General features: G+C 44.3%; 14 protein-coding genes. 12 read left to right on the top strand and 2 right to left on the bottom strand.

Going from position 1 to position 19,542, the window contains the following annotated elements:
* Positions 1-108 precede the first annotated feature (108 nt).
* Positions 109-1,338, bottom strand: a complete 1,230-nt coding sequence (locus HPS56_RS00135; RefSeq protein ID WP_172271977.1) for a M16 family metallopeptidase — start codon at positions 1,336-1,338, stop codon at positions 109-111.
* 140 nt (positions 1,339-1,478) lie between these two features.
* On the opposite strand from HPS56_RS00135, the gene HPS56_RS00130 reads away from it, so the two are divergent.
* The 11 genes from HPS56_RS00130 to HPS56_RS00080 all read left to right on the top strand — a co-directional run bounded on the left by HPS56_RS00130 (position 1,479) and on the right by HPS56_RS00080 (position 17,111).
* Positions 1,479-2,426 (top strand): carbohydrate kinase family protein, encoded by a 948-nt coding sequence (locus HPS56_RS00130; RefSeq protein ID WP_172271974.1) that lies wholly within the window; start codon positions 1,479-1,481, stop codon positions 2,424-2,426.
* A gap of 4 nt (positions 2,427-2,430) precedes the next feature.
* Complete coding sequence (locus HPS56_RS00125) at positions 2,431-3,618, top strand: FprA family A-type flavoprotein (RefSeq protein WP_172271971.1); 1,188 nt, start codon at positions 2,431-2,433, stop codon at positions 3,616-3,618.
* A 769-nt stretch (positions 3,619-4,387) separates the two neighbouring features.
* Entirely contained in the window at positions 4,388-5,452 is a 1,065-nt protein-coding gene (locus HPS56_RS00120; protein ID WP_172271968.1) for a GumC domain-containing protein, read from the top strand.
* Positions 5,453-5,475: 23 nt separating this feature from the next.
* Complete coding sequence (locus HPS56_RS00115; RefSeq protein ID WP_172271965.1) at positions 5,476-6,831, top strand: lipopolysaccharide biosynthesis protein; 1,356 nt, start codon at positions 5,476-5,478, stop codon at positions 6,829-6,831.
* Positions 6,832-6,857: 26 nt separating this feature from the next.
* A complete protein-coding gene (locus tag HPS56_RS00110) occupies positions 6,858-8,123 on the top strand; it encodes a glycosyltransferase (RefSeq protein WP_172271962.1) in 1,266 nt (421 codons plus the stop codon).
* Positions 8,124-8,143: 20 nt separating this feature from the next.
* On the top strand, positions 8,144-9,310 hold the full coding sequence (locus HPS56_RS00105; RefSeq protein ID WP_172271960.1) for an EpsG family protein: 1,167 nt from the start codon (positions 8,144-8,146) through the stop codon (positions 9,308-9,310).
* On the top strand, positions 9,307-10,461 hold the full coding sequence (locus HPS56_RS00100) for a glycosyltransferase family 4 protein (protein WP_172271957.1): 1,155 nt from the start codon (positions 9,307-9,309) through the stop codon (positions 10,459-10,461). Before HPS56_RS00105 ends, HPS56_RS00100 begins: the two co-directional genes overlap by 4 nt.
* A 20-nt stretch (positions 10,462-10,481) precedes the next feature.
* Positions 10,482-11,372: a glycosyltransferase gene (locus HPS56_RS00095; RefSeq protein WP_349665789.1), complete on the top strand. Its 891-nt coding sequence runs from the start codon at positions 10,482-10,484 to the stop codon at positions 11,370-11,372.
* Positions 11,373-11,382: 10 nt separating this feature from the next.
* Positions 11,383-12,468 (top strand): glycosyltransferase family 4 protein, encoded by a 1,086-nt coding sequence (locus tag HPS56_RS00090; protein WP_172271951.1) that lies wholly within the window; start codon positions 11,383-11,385, stop codon positions 12,466-12,468.
* A gap of 49 nt (positions 12,469-12,517) precedes the next feature.
* On the top strand, positions 12,518-13,273 hold the full coding sequence (locus HPS56_RS00085) for a glycosyltransferase family 2 protein (RefSeq protein WP_172271948.1): 756 nt from the start codon (positions 12,518-12,520) through the stop codon (positions 13,271-13,273).
* Between the two features lie 238 nt (positions 13,274-13,511).
* Complete coding sequence (locus tag HPS56_RS00080) at positions 13,512-17,111, top strand: family 43 glycosylhydrolase (RefSeq protein ID WP_172271945.1); 3,600 nt, start codon at positions 13,512-13,514, stop codon at positions 17,109-17,111.
* Positions 17,112-17,239: 128 nt separating this feature from the next.
* On the opposite strand, the gene HPS56_RS00075 is transcribed toward HPS56_RS00080, so the two are convergent.
* Positions 17,240-17,776 carry an LOG family protein gene (locus tag HPS56_RS00075; RefSeq protein WP_172271942.1) on the bottom strand — a complete coding sequence of 179 codons (537 nt, stop codon included), beginning with the start codon at positions 17,774-17,776 and terminating at the stop codon, positions 17,240-17,242.
* Between the two features lie 459 nt (positions 17,777-18,235).
* Here HPS56_RS00075 and HPS56_RS00070 point away from each other — a divergent pair, with 459 nt between their 5' ends.
* A complete protein-coding gene (locus tag HPS56_RS00070) occupies positions 18,236-19,537 on the top strand; it encodes a phenylacetate--CoA ligase family protein (RefSeq protein ID WP_172271939.1) in 1,302 nt (433 codons plus the stop codon).
* Positions 19,538-19,542: the final 5 nt, after the last annotated feature.

Genomic DNA, 19,542 nt, shown 5'->3' with positions numbered 1-19,542 from the left:
CATATTATTTTGATGAATATTAAAGATGGCTTGCTTTTTTATCATGAGCAAGCCATCTTTGTTGTCAACCGGAATCTAATGGCCCGGTTGTAATCCTTGCGGGATTCTTTATTGGTATATGAGCGTTGTCATCCTATTTTGCGCAAAGATGTCAAGGGCCACTTCCTGTAATTGTTTTGCCGTGAGCGCGTCGATATTGGCAAACAGTCTTTCCGTGTTCTTTTCCCATCCGTAGTGCAGGTAGCTTTTGCCGAAGTCGAGTGCAAAGCTTTCGCGGTTGTCGCATGCGATGGCTATCTGTCCCTTTATTTGTTTTTTTGCGGCATTGAGCTGTGTGACTGTCATCGGTTTCTCCATTAGTTTGTCCAGTTCGTGGCGTACGAGTCTCAGACAGTTTTTGATGTCATGTTGGTCACATCCGAAGTAGACACACCATAGTCCGGTGTCGCTGTAGCTTATCATTGAGCTTTCCACCGTGTATACAAGGCCGTGTCTTTCTCTTAGCGAGAGGTTCAGCCTGGCATTCATTCCCGGACCGCCGAGGATGTTGTTCAGCAGATATAATGCAATTCTTTTGTCGTTGTTTACGGAATAAGCCCTGTTTCCCATCATCACATGTGCCTGATGGGTATGTCTTTCCACTGTGACGTTCTGCGGTTCGTATACAGGCAGCACGGTTTCTGTGTGTTTGTTGATAATTGGTTTGCGTTCGGGAAATCCCATGGTGGCCTTACGCAGCAAATATACGAGCTTTTTGAAATCAATGTCTCCGTATGCGAAGAATACTGCGTTTTCCGGACGGTAGAACTTAGATGTGAACCGTTTTGCATCCGCAGTCTTGTATGTTCGCAGCTGCTCCGCTTTTCCGAGAATGTTGTGTCCCAGCGGATGGTTCTTGAATATAAGCCCTTCAAACTCGTCGAATATAAGTTCGGCAGGTGAGTCGTTGTAGCTCTCTATCTCGTCGCATATCACGGCAACTTCCTTGTCTATTTCCGTTTGCGGATAGATGCTGTGGAACACAATGTCGGTGAGCAGGTCGACCGCACGCTGGAAGTGATCGCTTAGGACCGCAGAATAGTATACGGTGCTTTCCTTGTTTGTAAATGCGTTCAGGTCGCCTCCTACGCTTTCGAGGCAGTTCAGTATTTGCAGTGCGCGCCGTCTCTCCGTTCCCTTAAAGGTGATATGCTCGCAGAAATGCGCCATGCCTTCTTCTCCATGCTCTTCATCCCGTGTTCCGGCATTGATTTCATAACCGCAGTATACTACAGGGGATGCGGCATGAAGGTGTATTATCCTTAGCCCGTTGGGCAATGTAATGGTATTGTAATTCATAATGCGGATGCAAAAATAATATTTTTTAGTTTGTTATTTGCCTTTTTTTTCGGATATTTGCATGCTGAAAAGTGATTTGAAAACATATACATGAAGAACAGGCGGAATGTCTGTCGGGAACTTTATTTATAATCAGAAAAATGCGCAAGGTAATAGGTATAGGCGAGACAATAATGGATATCATATTCAAGAACGAAAATCCTGTCGGGGCTGTTCCTGGAGGTTCGATGTTCAATGGGCTGATATCCCTCGGCCGGGCCGGTGTCGATGCAACATTGATAAGTGAGACAGGTAATGACCGTGTAGGCAGGAGGATTATAAGTTTTTTATTGGAAAATGGGGTTAATGCCGACAATATAAGTGTTTATCCAAACAGCAAGTCGCCTGTTTCGTTGGCTTTTCTTGACGAAAATAATGATGCGGAGTATATATTCTATAAAGACCATCCGCATGACAGACTGGATTTCACTTATCCGGACATTTCGCCCGATGATGTTGTGATGTTCGGTTCTTTCTATGCGGTAAATCCTGTTATACGCCCTCAGATGGCCGGGTTTCTTGACCATGCGAGAAACAATGGCGCAATAATCTATTATGATGTGAATTTCCGTGCCTCGCACCGCGATGATGTGATCAGGGTCACGTCAAACATTCTTGAGAACTTTGAATATGCCGATATCGTGCGTGGGAGCAATGAGGATTTTGAGGTTATGTTCAGAAAAACCGGTCCTGATGAGGTCTACCGTTCGGAAATAGCATTCTACACCAAAAACTTTATATATACTCAGGGGGCGATGCCTGTCGAGCTGAGAGCGGAGGGAGGATTCAGGAAACAATATCCGGTGGTGAAGACCGAAACCGTGAGCACTATCGGTGCTGGTGATAATTTTAATGCCGGTTTTGTGTATGGCCTTATACGCTACGGCATAACCCGCGACATGATAATCGCCGGACTTTCCGAAGAACAATGGGATAATCTGATGTGTTGTGCCGGACTGTTCTCGGCCAACTGTTGCAAGAGCATCGGAAACTCCATAGACAAAGAGTTTGGGGAGAGTATGAAAGCGGAACTAAAACAAAACAAATAAAAATATGCAGGAGATTATTGATAAAATCTATTATGTGGGAGTGAACGACCGTAATAAAGAACTTTTTGAAGGTCTGTGGCCGTTGCCTGACGGAGTATCTTACAATTCTTATCTGATAAACGATGACAAAGTTTGTCTTATAGATACCGTGGAAGTTGATTTCTTCATGCCTTTTATAAGGAACATTCATGAGGTTATCGGCGACCGTCAGATTGATTATCTTGTTATCAATCACATGGAGCCGGATCATAGCGGTTCTATCGCACTGATAAAGAAGTATTATCCGGATATAAAGATTATAGGAAACAAAAAGACCTTCGGAATGATGGAAGGTTTCTACGGAGTTAATGATAACTGTGTTGAGGTTAAGAACGGTGACGTGCTTGAACTTGGCGGTCATGTGCTGAAGTTTGTGCTCACTCCTATGGTGCATTGGCCGGAAACGATGGTTACTCTTGACACTTCATGCAATGTGTTGTTCTCGGGGGATGCCTTCGGATGTTTCGGCGCCCTCAACGGAGGATTGATAGACTCGCAGATAAACTGTGATACGTTCTGGCTCGAGATGGTTCGCTATTATTCCAATATAGTTGGAAAATACGGAACTCCGGTTCAGAATGCCTTGAAGAAACTTGCCGGTGTGCCGATAGACTATATATGTTCCACTCACGGTCCTGTATGGCACGAACATATCGGAAAGGTTGTCGGTATGTATGACAGCATGAGCAGATATGAGACAGCTCCGGGTCTTGTGGTATGCTACGGTACCATGTACGGCAATACGGAACATGCGGCGGAGGTGATTGCGCGTGCTGCGAGTCAGGCAGGTCTGAAAGACATTGTCATGTATAACGTTTCAAAGACTCATCATTCGTATATTATCCGCGATGTATTCCGTTATCGTGGGCTTATTGTCGGTGCTCCGACATACAATACCGGGCTTTATCACGAGATGGACGTGCTGCTCAGCGAGCTTGCAGGACGTGATATCAAGAATCATTGTCTTGGATGGTTCGGCAGCCATGGATGGGCGAGCCGTGCCGTGGCAAAGATACAGGAATGGAACGATACCCGTTTGCATTTCGAACCGGTTGGCACTCCTGTCGATATCAGGCAGAGCCTGGATAGCGAGACTTTTGCCATGTGCGAGGCGCTCGGCAAGGCCATGGCAGAGAAGCTTCTGGCAGAGTGAGGCATTTTCTGCAAGCAGGTACTGCATATTGATGCAGAAGCATTAGTTCAGTGCCGTGATTATGAACCGCACCACAAGGGGTATTTATGTCTGACTCTTGTGGTGCGGTTCGTTTTTCCACAGCTCCATTTCATACACAATCGGATATTACAGTTTCCGATGTCCTTTTATCGGAAGTTGTTTGTAATAAAAATTCATACTGTTTTCCGGCTTTGTTTTAATGTAAATTCAAATGCTTTGTAATTTGCTGATATTCAATGTGTTAGTAGTTGATAAGAGTTTGCTGAAAATGAACATGCCATTCATGCTTAATGAACAGCCTGTTCATCACTCGTGAATGGCATGTTCATCGGCCATGAATGGCCTATTCATTGAAAGAGAATTTTACATACCCTTTAAAGTGTAAAAGTATTTCAAAAAAATGCACTGCCGTGATGTTTTTTATGGATGAAATCCAACTTTTGTTTAGATCCGGTGAATGATGCCGTTGACAAAAGTAATGTGATGTGCAATAAAATCTGATATACCACCGTTCTTTCTATATATTGAATACAGAAAGGCATATCGCAGACATTGTCACACGATGTCTTTAATGTGGTTATCCGACGTCTGCGGCTGTCTTTGATTTCAACAGAACTGCAAATTGTTGCGTAAGAAACAAATAGTGGTATGAAATCTGATTTTTTTTAGGAAAAAACGCTACCTTTGCATTAATAATAAATAATACAGTCATTTATTTGCATGCAATCTGTTTAACATGCTGAAGAACATGGAAAAGACAAAAGAAACAAGAGAAATCGACTTGATATCTGCGGCTACGACAGTGCTGAAAGAGCGCAAACCGCTTGCGATATCCGTTGCAGCGGGAATGGTATTGGGAGTGATAATAGCCCTGTCGACACCGAGGATATATACATCAGACGTTGTTCTGGCACCCGAGTTGTCGGCAGGCGGTCTTGGCTTGTCGGGCAATTTGGCGGACATGGCATCATCGTTCGGCATAGACCTTGGCAACACGGGAAAAAACATGGATGCCATCTATCCGGAGATTTATCCCGAGATACTTACATCCAATGATTTTATACAGACACTGTTCACTGTTCCGGTGAGATTGAAGAAAGACGATACGGAACGTACATATTTCAATCATCTTGCAAAAGACACCAGAATGGCTTTCTGGCAGTATCCCAAGGTATGGCTTGCCGAGATGATGAAGCCGAAGGACACGGTTGGAAAACCAGGCGGTAAGGTCGACCCGTTCAAGATTTCAAGAACGGAAGACGATATGTGCAAGGCCATTTCACAGAGTATAGGCTGTGCTGTCGACAAGAAGACGAGTGTGATAACAATATCCGTCACCGACCAGGACCCGCTCGTGGCGGCAATCATGGCCGACACGCTGCAGAAGCGTCTCCAGAACTACATCACCGCATACCGTACGAAGAAGGCGCGCATAGACTTTGACTATTATGCAGGGCTGCACAGCGATGCAAAGGCAAAATACCAAAAGGCACAGAACGCATACGCAAGTTATTGCGATGCCAATCAGGATGTGCAGCTTGAGGTATACAGGGCCAGGCGCGATGAGCTTGAAAACGATATGCAGACAGCTTTCACGCTGATGAACCAGATGGCTGTGCAGATGCAGTCGGCCAAGGCAAAGATACAGGAACGGACTCCCGCATATACGGTAATCAAGTCGGCGAAGATGCCTTATAAGGCATCGGGCATGTCGAAGATGATGATTGTGATAATGACAGTGTTCCTTGCAGTCATGGCCGATGCCGCGTGGGTGTTGTTCATGAGAGACCTTTTAGGGAAAAGAAAAGAGTAGTATATCGTATTATATATCGGCAGATGATTTACCGTAAAATCAAGGGCAGACTGTCGTCCCTCGACGGGCGTACCCGGACTGTTGTCAGAAACTCAATGGCAACCGCCGTGATGAAAGCGGGTGTGCTTGCTTGCTCTTTAGTGATGGTACCTATTACGTTAGACTATCTTGACTCGGAGAATTATGGCATATGGATGGCCATGACATCTGTTCTGTACTGGTTTGCCTTTTTTGATGTCGGACTTGGCAATGGTATGAGGAATTATCTTTCCGAAGCTCTCTCGCGCAATGACTATGTGAAGGCTCGGGCTTATTTCAGCACCGCAATGTTTCTTCTTACCGTCATTGCGGTCATCATGGGCGTTGTATCCATGGCGGCCTTGTTCAGGCTCGACCTTAATCATATTTTCAATACCGAATCCGTTGACGGAAGGTCCTTGGCCTGCGTCATGGCCGTGGCCGTGACATTTTCTCTTATACAGTTTGTCACAAAGAATATCGGTATGGTGTATATCGCCATGCAGAGATATGCGGTGAACGATTTCATAATATTCATAGGCCAGATAGTATCCGCTGTTGTTGTCTATGTCATCACAAGGACTACAGAGCCTCATCTCATATATATAGTGACGGCAATCACTGGCATTCCGGCACTGATGTTCATGTTCGCTGCAATACCGCTGATAAGGCGATATCCTCAGCTCAGGCCCGACATCAGGAGCATAGACATCGGTTCCGCGAGGAATATAGTGGGCAAGGGGCTGGGCTTTTTTGTCATACAGATAACGAGTTGTCTTGTCATTTTCGGTTCTGCGAACATTCTCATATCGCACTATTGCGGTCCGGAGCAGGTCACGGTGTATAATATATCATACAAGATTTTCAATATATTGATAATAGTATATGCCATAATACTGTCACCGCTGTGGAATGCATATACCGATGCCGCGGTAAAGGGAGACTATGCCTGGATAAGGAAAATATTCAGAAAATCGGTGCTCCTATGGGTGGCAAGCGTTGTGCTGGGCATATTCATATTGTCTGTAAGCGGCTGGTTTTTCAAGAAATGGGTTGGCGGCAGTGTCGAAATTCCATTAGGTGTATCCGTATCTGTATTTGCATACGTATGTATGTTCAATTTCAACAACTGTGTCACTTATCTGATAAACGGTCTTAATAAGATAAAGGTGCAGATAATAACATCCGTTGCAGGCACGGTTATGTATCTGGCTACGGTTTGCCTGTTTGTGAAAGGAGATTATGGCATCTACGGTATTTCCGTAAGCATGTGTGTTGTGTATCTGTTTATGTCGCTTGTTCATCTGTACCAGTGCAGGTTGTTGGCAAACAACAGGGCGCACGGCATTTGGGACGAGTAAGTCTGCAATGAAAAAAGAAAGAAACTATGAGCAACAAGATAAGCGTAATAACGGTGGTATATAACGATGTGGGGCACATCCGCGAGACAATGGAAAGCTTCTTCTCACAGACATGGGAAGACAAGGAATACATTGTGATAGACGGAGGTTCGACCGACGGCACGGCAGACATCATCCGTGAATATGCCGGCCGTGTGGCATATTGGTGCTCGGAGCCCGACGGTGGCATATATGAGGCGATGAACAAAGGCATAGCCCATGCCACAGGCGACTGGATAAACATACTTAACAGTGGTGACATGTATTGTTCGGACAAGTCGCTGGAAGACGTCATGAAAGCTGTTGCAGGCACTGAGGCCGACGTGATATACGGAAACAGCGTGGAGGTGCATCCCAGGTTCAAGTACAACCGCTTTGCCGACGGTGATGTTTCGAGATTGGATTATACCCCGACATTCCGTCACGGCTCATCGCTGATAAAGGCATCCGTACACAAACGCTACCTCTATGATGTGTCAAAGAAGAAGGCGCTGGGTTATGCGCTTGACTGGGAAATGCTTCATCGTCTTTACAAAGACGGATTTGTGTTCAGGAAGACGGACGTGTTTATTGAGGAATATCTTCTTGAGGGGGTGTCGAACCGTCCTTATATGAATCTATGGTATAACTATAAGATCACTTCCGGTTCAAGGTTTGATGCAAAAAGGCTGCTGTTCATGCTGGTGCAGATGCTGAATGTGTTGAAGGCTAACAGCAGGCTGACTGAATTTATATACAGTTTTATACTTGAGTACGTAATAAACGGCATTTGTCCGCATATTCCTTTCTGGACACTGCGCCGCCCGTTGCTACGGCTTGGAAAGATGAGAATAGGCAAAGGTTCGTTTATCATGAGAAAGTGCTATTTCATGAATGCCAATCTGCTGACGATAGGAGAGTACAGCCACATAAACAGGGGGTGTCTTATAGATGCCCGCGGCAGGATTACCATCGGTGACAATGTTTCGATATCTCATAATGTGAATGTGGTTACCGGCAGCCATGACGCCCAGTCTCACGATTTCATGGGGATATTCAAGCCCATAATAATAAAGGATTATGCCTGGCTGGGTGTGGGATGTACCGTGCTGCAGGGAGTCACGATAGGACGCGGTGCGGTGATAGCGGCAGGAGCCGTAGTGACAAAGGACGTGGGCGACTATGAGATTGTCGGTGGTATACCGGCAAGGAAGATAGGTACGCGAAACCCCAACCTCGACTATCATTGCCACGGGTGGCTGTGGTTCACATAAAGTATATATACAGGACACAGATGATATATTCCATTCCATATCTTATATTTTTTATTTTCCTTCTTGTCCTGGCGGTTATTGTCAGTGAGAAGAAAGAGGATGAGGCACTGTGCCGTAATCTGACCAATCTCGGCATTGCCGTGTTTCTGGTATTTTTCGGTTGCAGAGGTTATATATGGCATGACTGGACACTATATGCTGTCGTATTTGACAAGATAAGCTGGAGCGACTTGTATATGTATGATTATTTCAAGCATTCGGAGCCGCTATGGCTTATCTATGAGCTTACGTGCAAGACTCTTTTTGACGACTACTATTTCATGGCATTCGTGCATACCGCCATAAACACTGCGCTTCTTGTGCGTTTCTTCAGCAAATACAGCATCAGCGTGCTCTTTGCATTGGCGACATACGTGGCGTTCAACGGTTTTGAAATATCGATAAACCTTATGCGCAATTCCATGGCGATGTTCATTTTCCTGAACGCCATACCGTATATCGAGGAAAAGAGAATAGGCAGGTATCTGCTGTTGTGTGCAATAGCCACAGGCATACATTTCTCGTCTATCGTCTATATACCAATGTATTTCATCTTGAACAGGAATATAAACAAATGGGTGTTTCTTGCAGCGGTGCTGGTAAGTAATGCCGTGCTTTTCTCCAATGTGGCGATAGTGCTGAAACTTGCGGAGGCAATGGGTATAGACAACGAGATTCTTGCCGCCAAGATTGAAGCCTACTCCGATTTCGGAATGTTCGGAGTCTCACGTTTCATGCTTCTGCAGCGTTTTATCATCACCATGATGGTCTTTTTCTATTATGACAAACTAAAGGAAATGTCACCACATAACCGTATATTCATAAATGCCCTGTTGATATACATTGTCGGCTCTTACCTTACAAGCGAGTTCTCGGAAATGAGCAAACGAATAGGCATACTTTTCTCTTTCTCTTTCTGGATACTTTGCGGTTATCTGATAAAGTGCTGTTATTATGTGAACAACCGTCGGCTGTTCATTAGTTTTATGAGCTTTGTATTCTTGTTCAACACATATACATCAACAGCGGAAAAAGTCATGGAATATCAAAACTGGCTGTTAGGAACTGCGGATTCATACGAGGTGAGAATGAATTCTTTTAACAAGAACTTCATTGAAATAAAACAGATTAATTCCAATAAGAAATGAAAATAGCGTACATATCATTTACAAGTTTTTCAGACTGTGACTCACCGCTCATCAGTGAACTCATCGGTCAGGGAATGGATATAACATACTATCTGATAATATCAGACAGGACAAAAAAAGGCGGCATAATAGATATCAATGAGATAAGAGACGTATGCGGAGTGCTTAAGGCATCGGATTATCCTGCATTGACAGTTCTTTCGCAATATATTGATCTGTCAAAGGTAAGGGTGGTAAACATGCCTGTCGCCCATAGTTATGCTCCAAGCACATTCTTATTGGCATATAAGCTGCGGAAAGAACTATGTGCTCGAAATTTTGACCTGATACACCTTACATGGCCTCTTGACTATCCGTTTTACCAGTTGTATACGTTGCGCAAACCGTTTGTAATGACTGTACATGACCCTATACCTCATTCAAATGACGAGACGCTGAGAGACAGGTTCAAACGCTGGGCCACGTTTAAACGCACAGATAAGTTTATATTGTTGAACAATACCCAGAGACGGGAATTTGAAAACAGATACCATATCAAAAGCTCGGATGTGGAAATGTCGAGACTCAGTATATATACTCATTTGCAGAATATTCCCGTGACATCTCCTTTGGCAGAAGGAGACTATATATTGTTTATAGGATCTATACTTCCGTATAAGGGTGTAAGATACATTGTGGAGGCAATGGATGCGATAATAGAAAAACATCCCGGTATAAAGCTTGTGATAGCCGGAAGAGGAACACCGGATTTTGATATACAACCTTACATACGGAGCGGAAAGGTAATCTTTATAAACCGTTTTATAACAAACAACGAGCTTTCGTCTTTGATTTATCATTCGAAGTTTGTTTGCTGCCCATACAGGGACGCTACACAAAGCGGTGTGGTGATGTCCGCATTCGCGCTTGACAAGCCTGTGCTTGCCACCAAGGTAGGAGCATTGCATGAGATGATAGACGACGGCAGGCACGGCATGCTTGTCGCTCCATGCGACAGCATGGCACTGGCAGATGCGGCGGATATGATGCTGACAGGCGGCACGCTGGAAAATATGTCGGAGAACATACGGCTTGATTATTCAAAAGGAGACAGATCCTGGAATTCCATAGGCCGGGAAATAATAAGAGTATATGAAAGTGCGGTGAGATAAGAACAGGATTACGGTGATATATGTTGCCAATTCCCTTAAACAACCATGTCAAATTAAAAATAAGAAAAATGACCATCCCTTCCTTTTTTATTCTAATTGTCATATACAATAAAAATCCCGAAGAGTCTTCAACCATTGTCTCGTTGGCAAATACGGATGACAGGTTCAAGACTAACATGAGGTGTCTTGTCTGTGATAACAGCAAGAATGAATTAGACGATACTCAGAAGAGAAAGTTGGATTATATGTTAAAGGGATTAGAATATCAATACGCATATAACGATGGAAGAAACAAGCCTTTGTCTGAGATTTATAACGAAACGATTAAAAAACTTCGCAGTGAGGAGTATTTAATAATATTGGACGATGATTCTGTTTTCGATTCGGAACTCTTCGGGAAATGCTCACTTGCAATAAGCGAAAACAAAGACATAGACCTTTTTCTTCCTGTCATCTATAATAATGACACTGTAGTAAGTCCGGCTGTCTTGAGAAGATTCAAAGGGCATTATATAAAGAATATAAAGACAGGGCGCATAAAATGTAAGGACATTACGGCGATAAACAGCGGAATGATTATAAAGGCAGAATACTTGAAAGAAAGATTTGAGGGCTATGATGAACGAATAAAGTTTTATTTTACGGATAATGACTTTATGTCCAAATATGACTCTACGCATAATGAGCTGTTTGTTTTGGACTATAGGATGAATCATACACTGAACTTCTACATGCGTGGAGAATGTTTTGAGAAAAAAAAGAGCAGATTTAGAGACCTTAGACGTTCATACCTGATACTCATGCGCCGGAAGGGAATGTGGCTTTATTTGTTGACACAGATTTATTTGTTTGTTTATTCAATAAAGTTTTCGATACAACAAAGGGATATAAGATTTATTTTTGTTTTTTAGACGATGTATTATGGAAAAAATCATATTTGACAATATTATCTTTTACTGGCAACGTTCCGGAGGAATATCCGTTGTCTGGTATGAGTTGATGAAACGTTTTCTGGAAAACAACGACAATGTGGGCTTTGTTGATTATGATGCGACGTCAGAAAATAAGTATTACGGCAAACTCAATATTCCTGCAGCAAGAATAGTAAGATACTGCCAGGTAAAAGGGCTGAAACTCAGGAGATACCTGTCTGTGAAGGTAAAGTCAAAAACAACTTTCATATTTCATTCAACCTATTACAGGATCTGCCGTAACAGGAAAGCCGTAAATATTCTGACGGTGCATGATTTTACCTATGAGTATTTCAGACACGGCATTTCCAAATGGGTTCATTGTATAAGCAAGCGTTATTCCATACGGAAGTCTGACTATGTGATTTGTATTTCTGAGAATACAAAAAAAGATCTGCTGAAATTCATTCCGCAGGTAGATGAAAGCAAGATAAGGGTGATTTATAATGGAGTGGGAAAGTCATTCAGGATGCTTGATGAAGAGCTTAGATATAATGATACGGATGAAAAATACCTGGTGTTCATTGGCGGGCGCGACAAATATAAGAATTTTGATATTGCGTTGGAAACCGCTAAATTAGTGGATATGAAGCTGTTGATTATAGGTAAGAGACTGTCGGATAAGGAAATCATGCTTGTAAACAGCTATATAGGAAATAACTATTCAGACTTAGGATTTATCGACGATGAGAAATTAAATCAGATATACAATAAAGCCTTTGCGCTTATTTATCCCTCTTCGTATGAGGGATTTGGCATTCCTGTGATTGAGGCTCAAAAAGCCGGATGTCCCGTAATAGCGATGAACAGATCGTCTATTCCCGAAGTTATTGGTAATAAAGACTTGTTGGCCGATACGGAGGATTGTTGTGAGTTTGCTGAGAAGGTAAGGCTGCTTTTCGATTCGGAATACAGGGAGCGGACAATTAAGGATGGTCTGGTCAATTCACAGAGATTTTGTTGGGATAAGACGTATGAGGAATACAAGAAACTTTATTTGAGTATATTAGGGGCGGAAAATGTCAGAAACAACTGAAATATATTCCGCATTTTCAAACAGTAAGGCCATACAATCAAGGTTAACCATGAAGATTTCCATTATAACAGCAACATACAACAGCGGGGCAACGATAGCCGACACCGTAGAATCGGTGCTCAGGCAGACGTTCAAGGATATAGAATATTTGATTATTGACGGATGCTCCAAAGACGGGACATTGGATATATTAAGGCGTTACGAACCTATGTTCGAAGGCAGAATGCACATCATAAGCGAGCCGGACAAGGGAATATACGATGCCATGAACAAGGGAATAGGCATGGCTACTGGTGATGTGGTGGGCATTCTCAACTCCGATGACTACTATACCTCCGATGATTCCCTTTCCGTCATTGCGGGCTTCTTCAGTCATAATGACGCAGACGCCGTATACGGTGACATACACTTCATAAATGAAAAGAACCCCGACAAGTGCGTGCGATATTACTCAAGTGCCGTGTTTCGTCCGTGGCTGCTGCGGTTCGGCTTTATGCCTGCACATCCGTCATTTTATGTAAGGCGTGATGTGTACAGTAAATACGGTGTGTTCTCGCTCGACTACAAGATTGCGTCGGACTACGACCTCATGGTACGCCTGTTGTATAAGCACCGTATAAAGACAGGATATATAAAGAAAGACTTCGTGACAATGCGTACGGGAGGAATGAGCACTAAGAACGCGAAAAACCGCCTGCTAATAACCAAGGAGGATGTAAAGGCATGCCGCAGGAACGGGCTTTACACAAACATTGTCTTCATATCAATGAAATATTTTTATAAGGTTTTTGAATTCAGAATATAAGAACGGCCGTGGCAGTATGGTTAAGGAATATGGCTTGTTCCTTGTATTGACAGGTTGAAAGCGGATGATGATGCTTTTCTGTTATAAATAATGTTTCATAAGTTTTTGTAAATGTTTTATGTCATATACAGGAAATATTTCCTGTATACGTCTTTCGGATTTATTTTGTAATATTGCAGAGCAATGTTCTTACATGCTGGATTATTTACAAGGAGAATACAAAAATATTATATGCATTATGAAAAAAACATTAAACCGTTTTTTAATGTTCCTGTGTCTGCTCGTTATATCTGCTGAACTTCGGGCATGGGAAGGCATGGCTATGCCGAGGTTGCGTGTTGAAGGCCGCTATCTTAAGGACAGCCATGGAAATATTGTTAACCTTCATGGTTTTGCACAGACATACAGCCCCTGGTTTAACGAGCATGGCAAGTATTGGACCAACTATGATGTTGCCGGATGTCTTAAGTATAACAAGAGACTTATCGATGAGATAATGAAGGCAGGATGGAAAATGAATTTTGTGCGTATGCACATGGATCCGTATTGGTCTAATGTGCCGGGAAAACCTACAACGGGTGAGAACGACATTTCGGCTTACAGCAGCGTCAGGTTTGAGAAATACCTCGATCAGGTCTTCATACCCATGGCGGAATATGCAGTGTCAAAGGGACTATATGTTGTCATGCGTCCGCCGGGAGTATGTCCGGAGAAAATAAAGGTGAACGACTCATATCATTTATATCTTCAGCGGGTATGGAAGATCGTGGCCTCACACCCGAAACTCAGGAATCATCCGAATATCATGTTTGAGCTTGCCAATGAACCGATAAATATTCTTGGTCCGGACGGGACTTACGGTGCATCGTCTCAGGGACACTTTGACAAATTGAAAGAGTATTTTCAGAAGATCGTTGACATTATACGTGCTCAGGGATGTGATAATATCTTATGGATACCGGGTTTGGGCTACCAGTCTCTTTATAAAGGTTATGCGGTAAATCCCATCGAGGGTTCCAACATTGGCTATGCAGTGCATATCTATCCGGGATGGTTTGGCAGCGGCAACGGTTATGCTAATTTCCAGAAAGGATGGGATGATGATGTCAAGCCCGTGGCCGATTTTGCGCCAATCTGTGTCACAGAGATGGACTGGGCGGATGAGAAGTATAATGCATCGTGGGGTAAGGAACATACCGGAACGGCTGGAGGCAGCGGATTCGGAGCCAACTTCAAGAAAATCACGGATGATTCCGGGAATGTGAGCTGGCTGCTCTTCACGGGGCCTGAATGGCTTGCAAAGTTCAAGGACGAGGCTCCCGCTCCAGGGGAGGAATATACTTTCCTTACGGATCCGGAGGCCTGTCCGTGGCCTGTATATCATTGGTATATCGATTATGCAACGGAGAATTATCCACGTCCGGATTTCACTTACCGGTCGCATAGCGATAACGGAGACGGAACCTACACCAATCCTGTGATATTTGCAGACTTCCCCGATCCGGATGTGATACGCGTCGGTGACTGGTTCTATATGGTATCCACAACGATGCACATATTCCCGGGAGCAACAATCTTGAAATCACGTGATCTTGTGAACTGGGAATATTGCTGCAATCCGCTTGAACGAATAGAGCTGTCGGACGCATATAATCTTGAAAACGGGCAGAACCGTTACGGCCACGGACAGTGGGCCACGGCTCTCCAGTATCATGACGGCAAGTTCTATATGCTGTTCTCTACGCTTGACGAAGGCGGCTATCTGCTTACGGCCACGGACATCGACGGGGATTGGGAAATGAAAAAACTTCAGGAAGGATTCTATGATCCGGGCATTTTGTTTGATGACAACGGAAAGACATACGTTGTGTATGGTATTAACAAACTCCGTATTGCCGAGGTGGACGAAGACTTCAATAAAGTGCCTGGCGGTGATAAGGAGGTAGCCTCTTTCTCATTCCGTGAAGGCCTTGAGGGCAGCAAACTGTATAAGATAGGTGGGTATTATTATATTTATGCCACATATGGCGGATGGCCTGCGTTCCAGACTGTGTTCCGTTCGAAAGACATCTACGGGCCGTATGAAGAGAAAAAACTGATAGACGACGGCAACATCCATCAGGGTGCGCTCGTAGAGACACAGACGGGAGAGTGGTGGACAATGCTTTTTGCAGACCGTGGCGCTTACGGACGTCTTCCGAACCTGCAGCCTGTGACATGGAAAGACGGATGGCCGGAGATAGGCGAGAATGGTAAGGGGGTGACTACATACAGGAAGCCGTCGGTAGGCAGGGATTATCCTATATGTTCATTACCGACAAATGATAATTTCAGACATTACCGTCTTGGTATGCAGTGGGGATGGAATCATAATCCCGATAAGTCGAGGTGGTCGCTTACCGAGCGTGCCGGATATCTCAGAATGCATACGGCAAGTGTGTCCGGAGCACTGCATGAGGCTAAGAATACGCTTACGCAGAGGATAATGGGCTATGGTGAAGACCTTGCCGGCTCATACGGAACGGTGAAGATGGAGACCGGTTCTATGTTGGAAGGAGATATTGCCGGCCTGGCGGTGTTTCAGGATCCTTACGCATTCATAGGTGTGAAGGTTATCGGTGGTGAAAGACATATTGTATATGGGGTATCACAGGTGACATCGGCCGATGGAAAGAAAGAGCTTACAGGGCCTGCCGTGGAAGGTGATGTGATATATCTGCGTACCGTGACGGATTACAATACCTCCAAAGCCACATTCTGGTATAGTACGGACAATACGGATTATAGAAGGTTTGGCGATGAGTTTGAGATGAAATATAACCTGACGGTGTTTACAGGCAATAAGTTTGCCATATTCAATTATGCGACGGCAAGTCTCGGCGGATATGTGGATGTTGACTGGTTCTCGACGGAGCCGGCATACGATGAGTCTTTCTATTACGACAATTCGTTTACCGGATATAGTGAGGAATCGCTCACGTTGAAAGAACTTTCCATAGACGGTGGAGACGAAGTGACGCTTCTCACCGGCACATCCTCGTCCGTTGCCGTGAAGGCCGTATATGCTGACGGTCATACCGAGGACGTGACAATGGCGGCACAGTATGAGAACACAGATCCGAGTGTTGTCAGTATTGTAAACGGGCGCATGCAGGCACTGAAAGACGGTGAGAGTATTGTTACGGTGAGCTATACGGGGCCTCTCGGCCACAACTGCTCACGCACGGTAAAGGTGATTGCCACTACATTCCCGCTGACATCGGCATTGTTTAACCCTAATATATGGGAAACTGGTTCATTCAATGAAAACACCCGTACGCTCATAACCGGAAAATATGGTTTTGGAGGCTGGACATATAATAACGGTGTGGATTTATCGGAATATAAATATCTTGTGGCGAAGTTTGGCAACAGTGAGTCGGGCAGTTTCTCGTTGAGGCTTTTTGATGAGAACAGTTATTGGACAAAACCGGCAACATACGACATAAGAGGCAGCCGTCAGGTGGTGGTGAAGTTGCATGAGGCCTACAAGACAAAAGACGATGGCACAAAAGTGAAGTTTGATCCGTCACATGTCTATATAGTGGGATTCTGGTCTACAGGCGGCAAACCGCTCATTATCGATAAAGTATATCTTACAAATGCCGATGATTATTCGGAACCGTTGTCCGTTCAGGATATAATCTCAGGTGAAGACGTTTCGGTGGATGTATATACTCTTCAGGGAATATGTGTGCGCAGGCAGGTAAGCCGTGGCGAGGCTGTGAAAGGGCTTCCTGCAGGGATGTATGTTGTAGGAGGTAAATTGATTGCTGTTGGCGGATATGGGAACAGGTGATGCTTTATAGATAATAAAGACCGACAGAAAATATAAAAACGATACTTTTACGATAGAGAGAATATTGACTTCTTCATCATAAAAGTATCGTTTTTATATTATGGAATACTTTGCGGTATATCCGTATTTCAAAGGGTGCCTGTAATTTCCTTGATGTCCCCGAATGTCTCTGCCACTTTGATATTGTTTCTCCAGTTTCCGCGCATTACGCCTTTTTCGGTCAGGTCGTCCATCATTGCGATGAGGCTGTTCCAGAATCCTTTCATGTTATAAAGGATCACAGGTTTGCCGTGATATCCTATCGTGGCGGATGCCGCCACGGTGAATATCTCGTCGAGAGTGCCGATGCCTCCCGGCAGTGCAATGAAAACATCGCTTTGTGCGGCCATCAGAGTCTTGCGGTCGGAAAGGTTGTCGCAAGGTATGTGTACGTCCAGGTGTCGGCTCACGCGTCCGCGGTCTTCCACCTTGGACGGTACCACACCGATTGTTTTTCCGTTGTTGTCGTGTGCAGCCTTGGCCACACATTCCATCAGTCCCATGTCCGTTCCTCCAAATACAATGGTATGTCCGTTGCGTGCGGCCCAACTGCCGAGTTCTTCTGTCATTTTGAAATAATCGGGGTCAAGGTTGTCGTTTGCCGAACAAAACACACAAATCTTCATAAAATATATGGTTTATATGGTTAATTCTGGTACAAAGATAAGTAAACCCGCTCATATACGTATGCATTTTGAAGAAATAATGGAAACGGTTGTTTTATGTAAATATACATCACTGCTCCGTATTTGACCGTTAGTATATGGGAAATATTGTATTCCTCAGTATGACAAATAATGAAAAATGATATAAGAACGTACGGTTTTTGCGATATTTTTGCTATCTTTGGCCCGTGTTGGTTTTGAAATGTCATTTAAAAAGACATTCCGCAAAGGAACCGTTCCTTTTACGGTGTAAGCATCCATGTCTCAAGGCACGGCTGTCAGCGGGTATGTGAAGCCGCGTTTTTAAGATATCCGAAGAAACAGTGTCTTGTTATACAGGGGATGTGTAGACCTTATATTAAAGTTTTCTTTTTAAGGATTAGTGTTGAATTATCTATATTAAATTCATAAGAACAGACCATGATATGGAACAGTAATAAAGAATGTATGAGCCGCGATGAAATGAGCAGCTTACAAGGAAAGCGCCTGCATAAGCTGGTAGAGTTGGTGTATCATAATGTTCCGTTTTACCGGAATAAGATGCAGGCGATGGACGTGTATCCGGATGACATTCGCACGATAGAGGATATCGTGAAACTGCCGTTTACCACCAAACAGGATTTGCGTGACAACTATCCTTATGGACTTCAGGCCGCATCGCAGTCGGAGATAGTTCGTGTGCATGCCTCTTCGGGTACGACGGGTAATCCCACTATCGTGAGCTATACCCGTAAGGATTTGTCTGTTTGGTCGGAGGTAATGGCACGTAGTCTGGCTGCTTACGGCATTACTCGGAAAGACACTTTCTCGGTCAGTTATGGTTATGGTCTTTTTACCGGTGGGTTAGGGGCACATTATGGTGTGGAAAACTTGGGGGCTACTGTCATACCAGCCTCTACGGGCAACACAGAGAAGCATCTCCGCCTCATCCGTGACTTGCATATTACCGGTATTGCCTGTACACCTTCCTATGCGCTTTATCTGGCGGAGACGATGGATAAGATGGGATTGACAAAGGAAGATATCGACTTGCGGGTAGGAGCATTCGGTGCAGAGCCATGGACTGAAAATATGCGCCGCGAAATAGAGGAACGTTTGGGAATAAAGGGGTATAATCTGTATGGTTTGAGTGAGATAATGGGTCCCGGGGTATCTTATGAGTGTCAGGAGCAGCATGGCTCGCACGTCAATGAAGATCATTTCTACCCCGAGATTATTAACCCCGATACGTTGGAACTGTTGCCGAATGGCCGGCAAGGAGAGCTTGTATTCACCACTCTTACAAAGGAGGGCATGCCTTTGCTGCGATACCGCACGAGAGATCTTTGTTCGCTGATGGAGGGAAAATGTGCCTGCGGACGGACTAATGTGCGTATGGGTCGTATCATGGGACGAAGCGATGATATGCTTATTATACGAGGCATCAATGTTTTCCCGTCTCAGGTGGAGAGCGTCATATTGGAGATGCCGGAGTTTGAACCGCATTATATGCTGGTGGTGAATCGTGTTAACAACCTTGACACCTTGCAGGTTCAGGTGGAGGTTCGCCAGGACTACTTTTCCGATGATATAGGCCGGATGCTGGCTATGAAAAAAATGTTGACCGATAAACTGAAGAGCGTTCTTTCTATCAGTGCCGATGTGAAATTGATGGAGCCAAACAGCATAGCCCGTAGTCAGGGGAAGGGGAAACATGTGACAGACAATCGTAAATTGAACTGAAAATT

This window comes from Xylanibacter muris, from assembly GCF_013166605.1.
Taxonomy (GTDB): domain Bacteria; phylum Bacteroidota; class Bacteroidia; order Bacteroidales; family Bacteroidaceae; genus Prevotella; species Prevotella muris.
Note: the sequence above shows the minus strand (reverse complement) of the source record. Positions and strands in the feature narration are given on the sequence as shown.

What these genes read in the sequence shown, in the direction of transcription:
- HPS56_RS00090 (WP_172271951.1), top strand. Translation starts at nt 11,383, where the DNA reads ATGGAAAAAATCATATTTGACAATATTATCTTTTACTGGCAACGTTCC.
- HPS56_RS00135 (WP_172271977.1), bottom strand. Translation starts at nt 1,338, where the DNA reads ATGAATTACAATACCATTACATTGCCCAACGGGCTAAGGATAATACAC.
- HPS56_RS00070 (WP_172271939.1), top strand. Translation starts at nt 18,236, where the DNA reads ATGATATGGAACAGTAATAAAGAATGTATGAGCCGCGATGAAATGAGC.
- HPS56_RS00115 (WP_172271965.1), top strand. Translation starts at nt 5,476, where the DNA reads ATGATTTACCGTAAAATCAAGGGCAGACTGTCGTCCCTCGACGGGCGT.
- HPS56_RS00130 (WP_172271974.1), top strand. Translation starts at nt 1,479, where the DNA reads ATGCGCAAGGTAATAGGTATAGGCGAGACAATAATGGATATCATATTC.
- HPS56_RS00085 (WP_172271948.1), top strand. Translation starts at nt 12,518, where the DNA reads ATGAAGATTTCCATTATAACAGCAACATACAACAGCGGGGCAACGATA.
- HPS56_RS00120 (WP_172271968.1), top strand. Translation starts at nt 4,388, where the DNA reads ATGGAAAAGACAAAAGAAACAAGAGAAATCGACTTGATATCTGCGGCT.
- HPS56_RS00100 (WP_172271957.1), top strand. Translation starts at nt 9,307, where the DNA reads ATGAAAATAGCGTACATATCATTTACAAGTTTTTCAGACTGTGACTCA.
- HPS56_RS00125 (WP_172271971.1), top strand. Translation starts at nt 2,431, where the DNA reads ATGCAGGAGATTATTGATAAAATCTATTATGTGGGAGTGAACGACCGT.
- HPS56_RS00105 (WP_172271960.1), top strand. Translation starts at nt 8,144, where the DNA reads ATGATATATTCCATTCCATATCTTATATTTTTTATTTTCCTTCTTGTC.
- HPS56_RS00080 (WP_172271945.1), top strand. Translation starts at nt 13,512, where the DNA reads ATGAAAAAAACATTAAACCGTTTTTTAATGTTCCTGTGTCTGCTCGTT.
- HPS56_RS00110 (WP_172271962.1), top strand. Translation starts at nt 6,858, where the DNA reads ATGAGCAACAAGATAAGCGTAATAACGGTGGTATATAACGATGTGGGG.
- HPS56_RS00075 (WP_172271942.1), bottom strand. Translation starts at nt 17,776, where the DNA reads ATGAAGATTTGTGTGTTTTGTTCGGCAAACGACAACCTTGACCCCGAT.
- HPS56_RS00095 (WP_349665789.1), top strand. Translation starts at nt 10,482, where the DNA reads ATGTTGCCAATTCCCTTAAACAACCATGTCAAATTAAAAATAAGAAAA.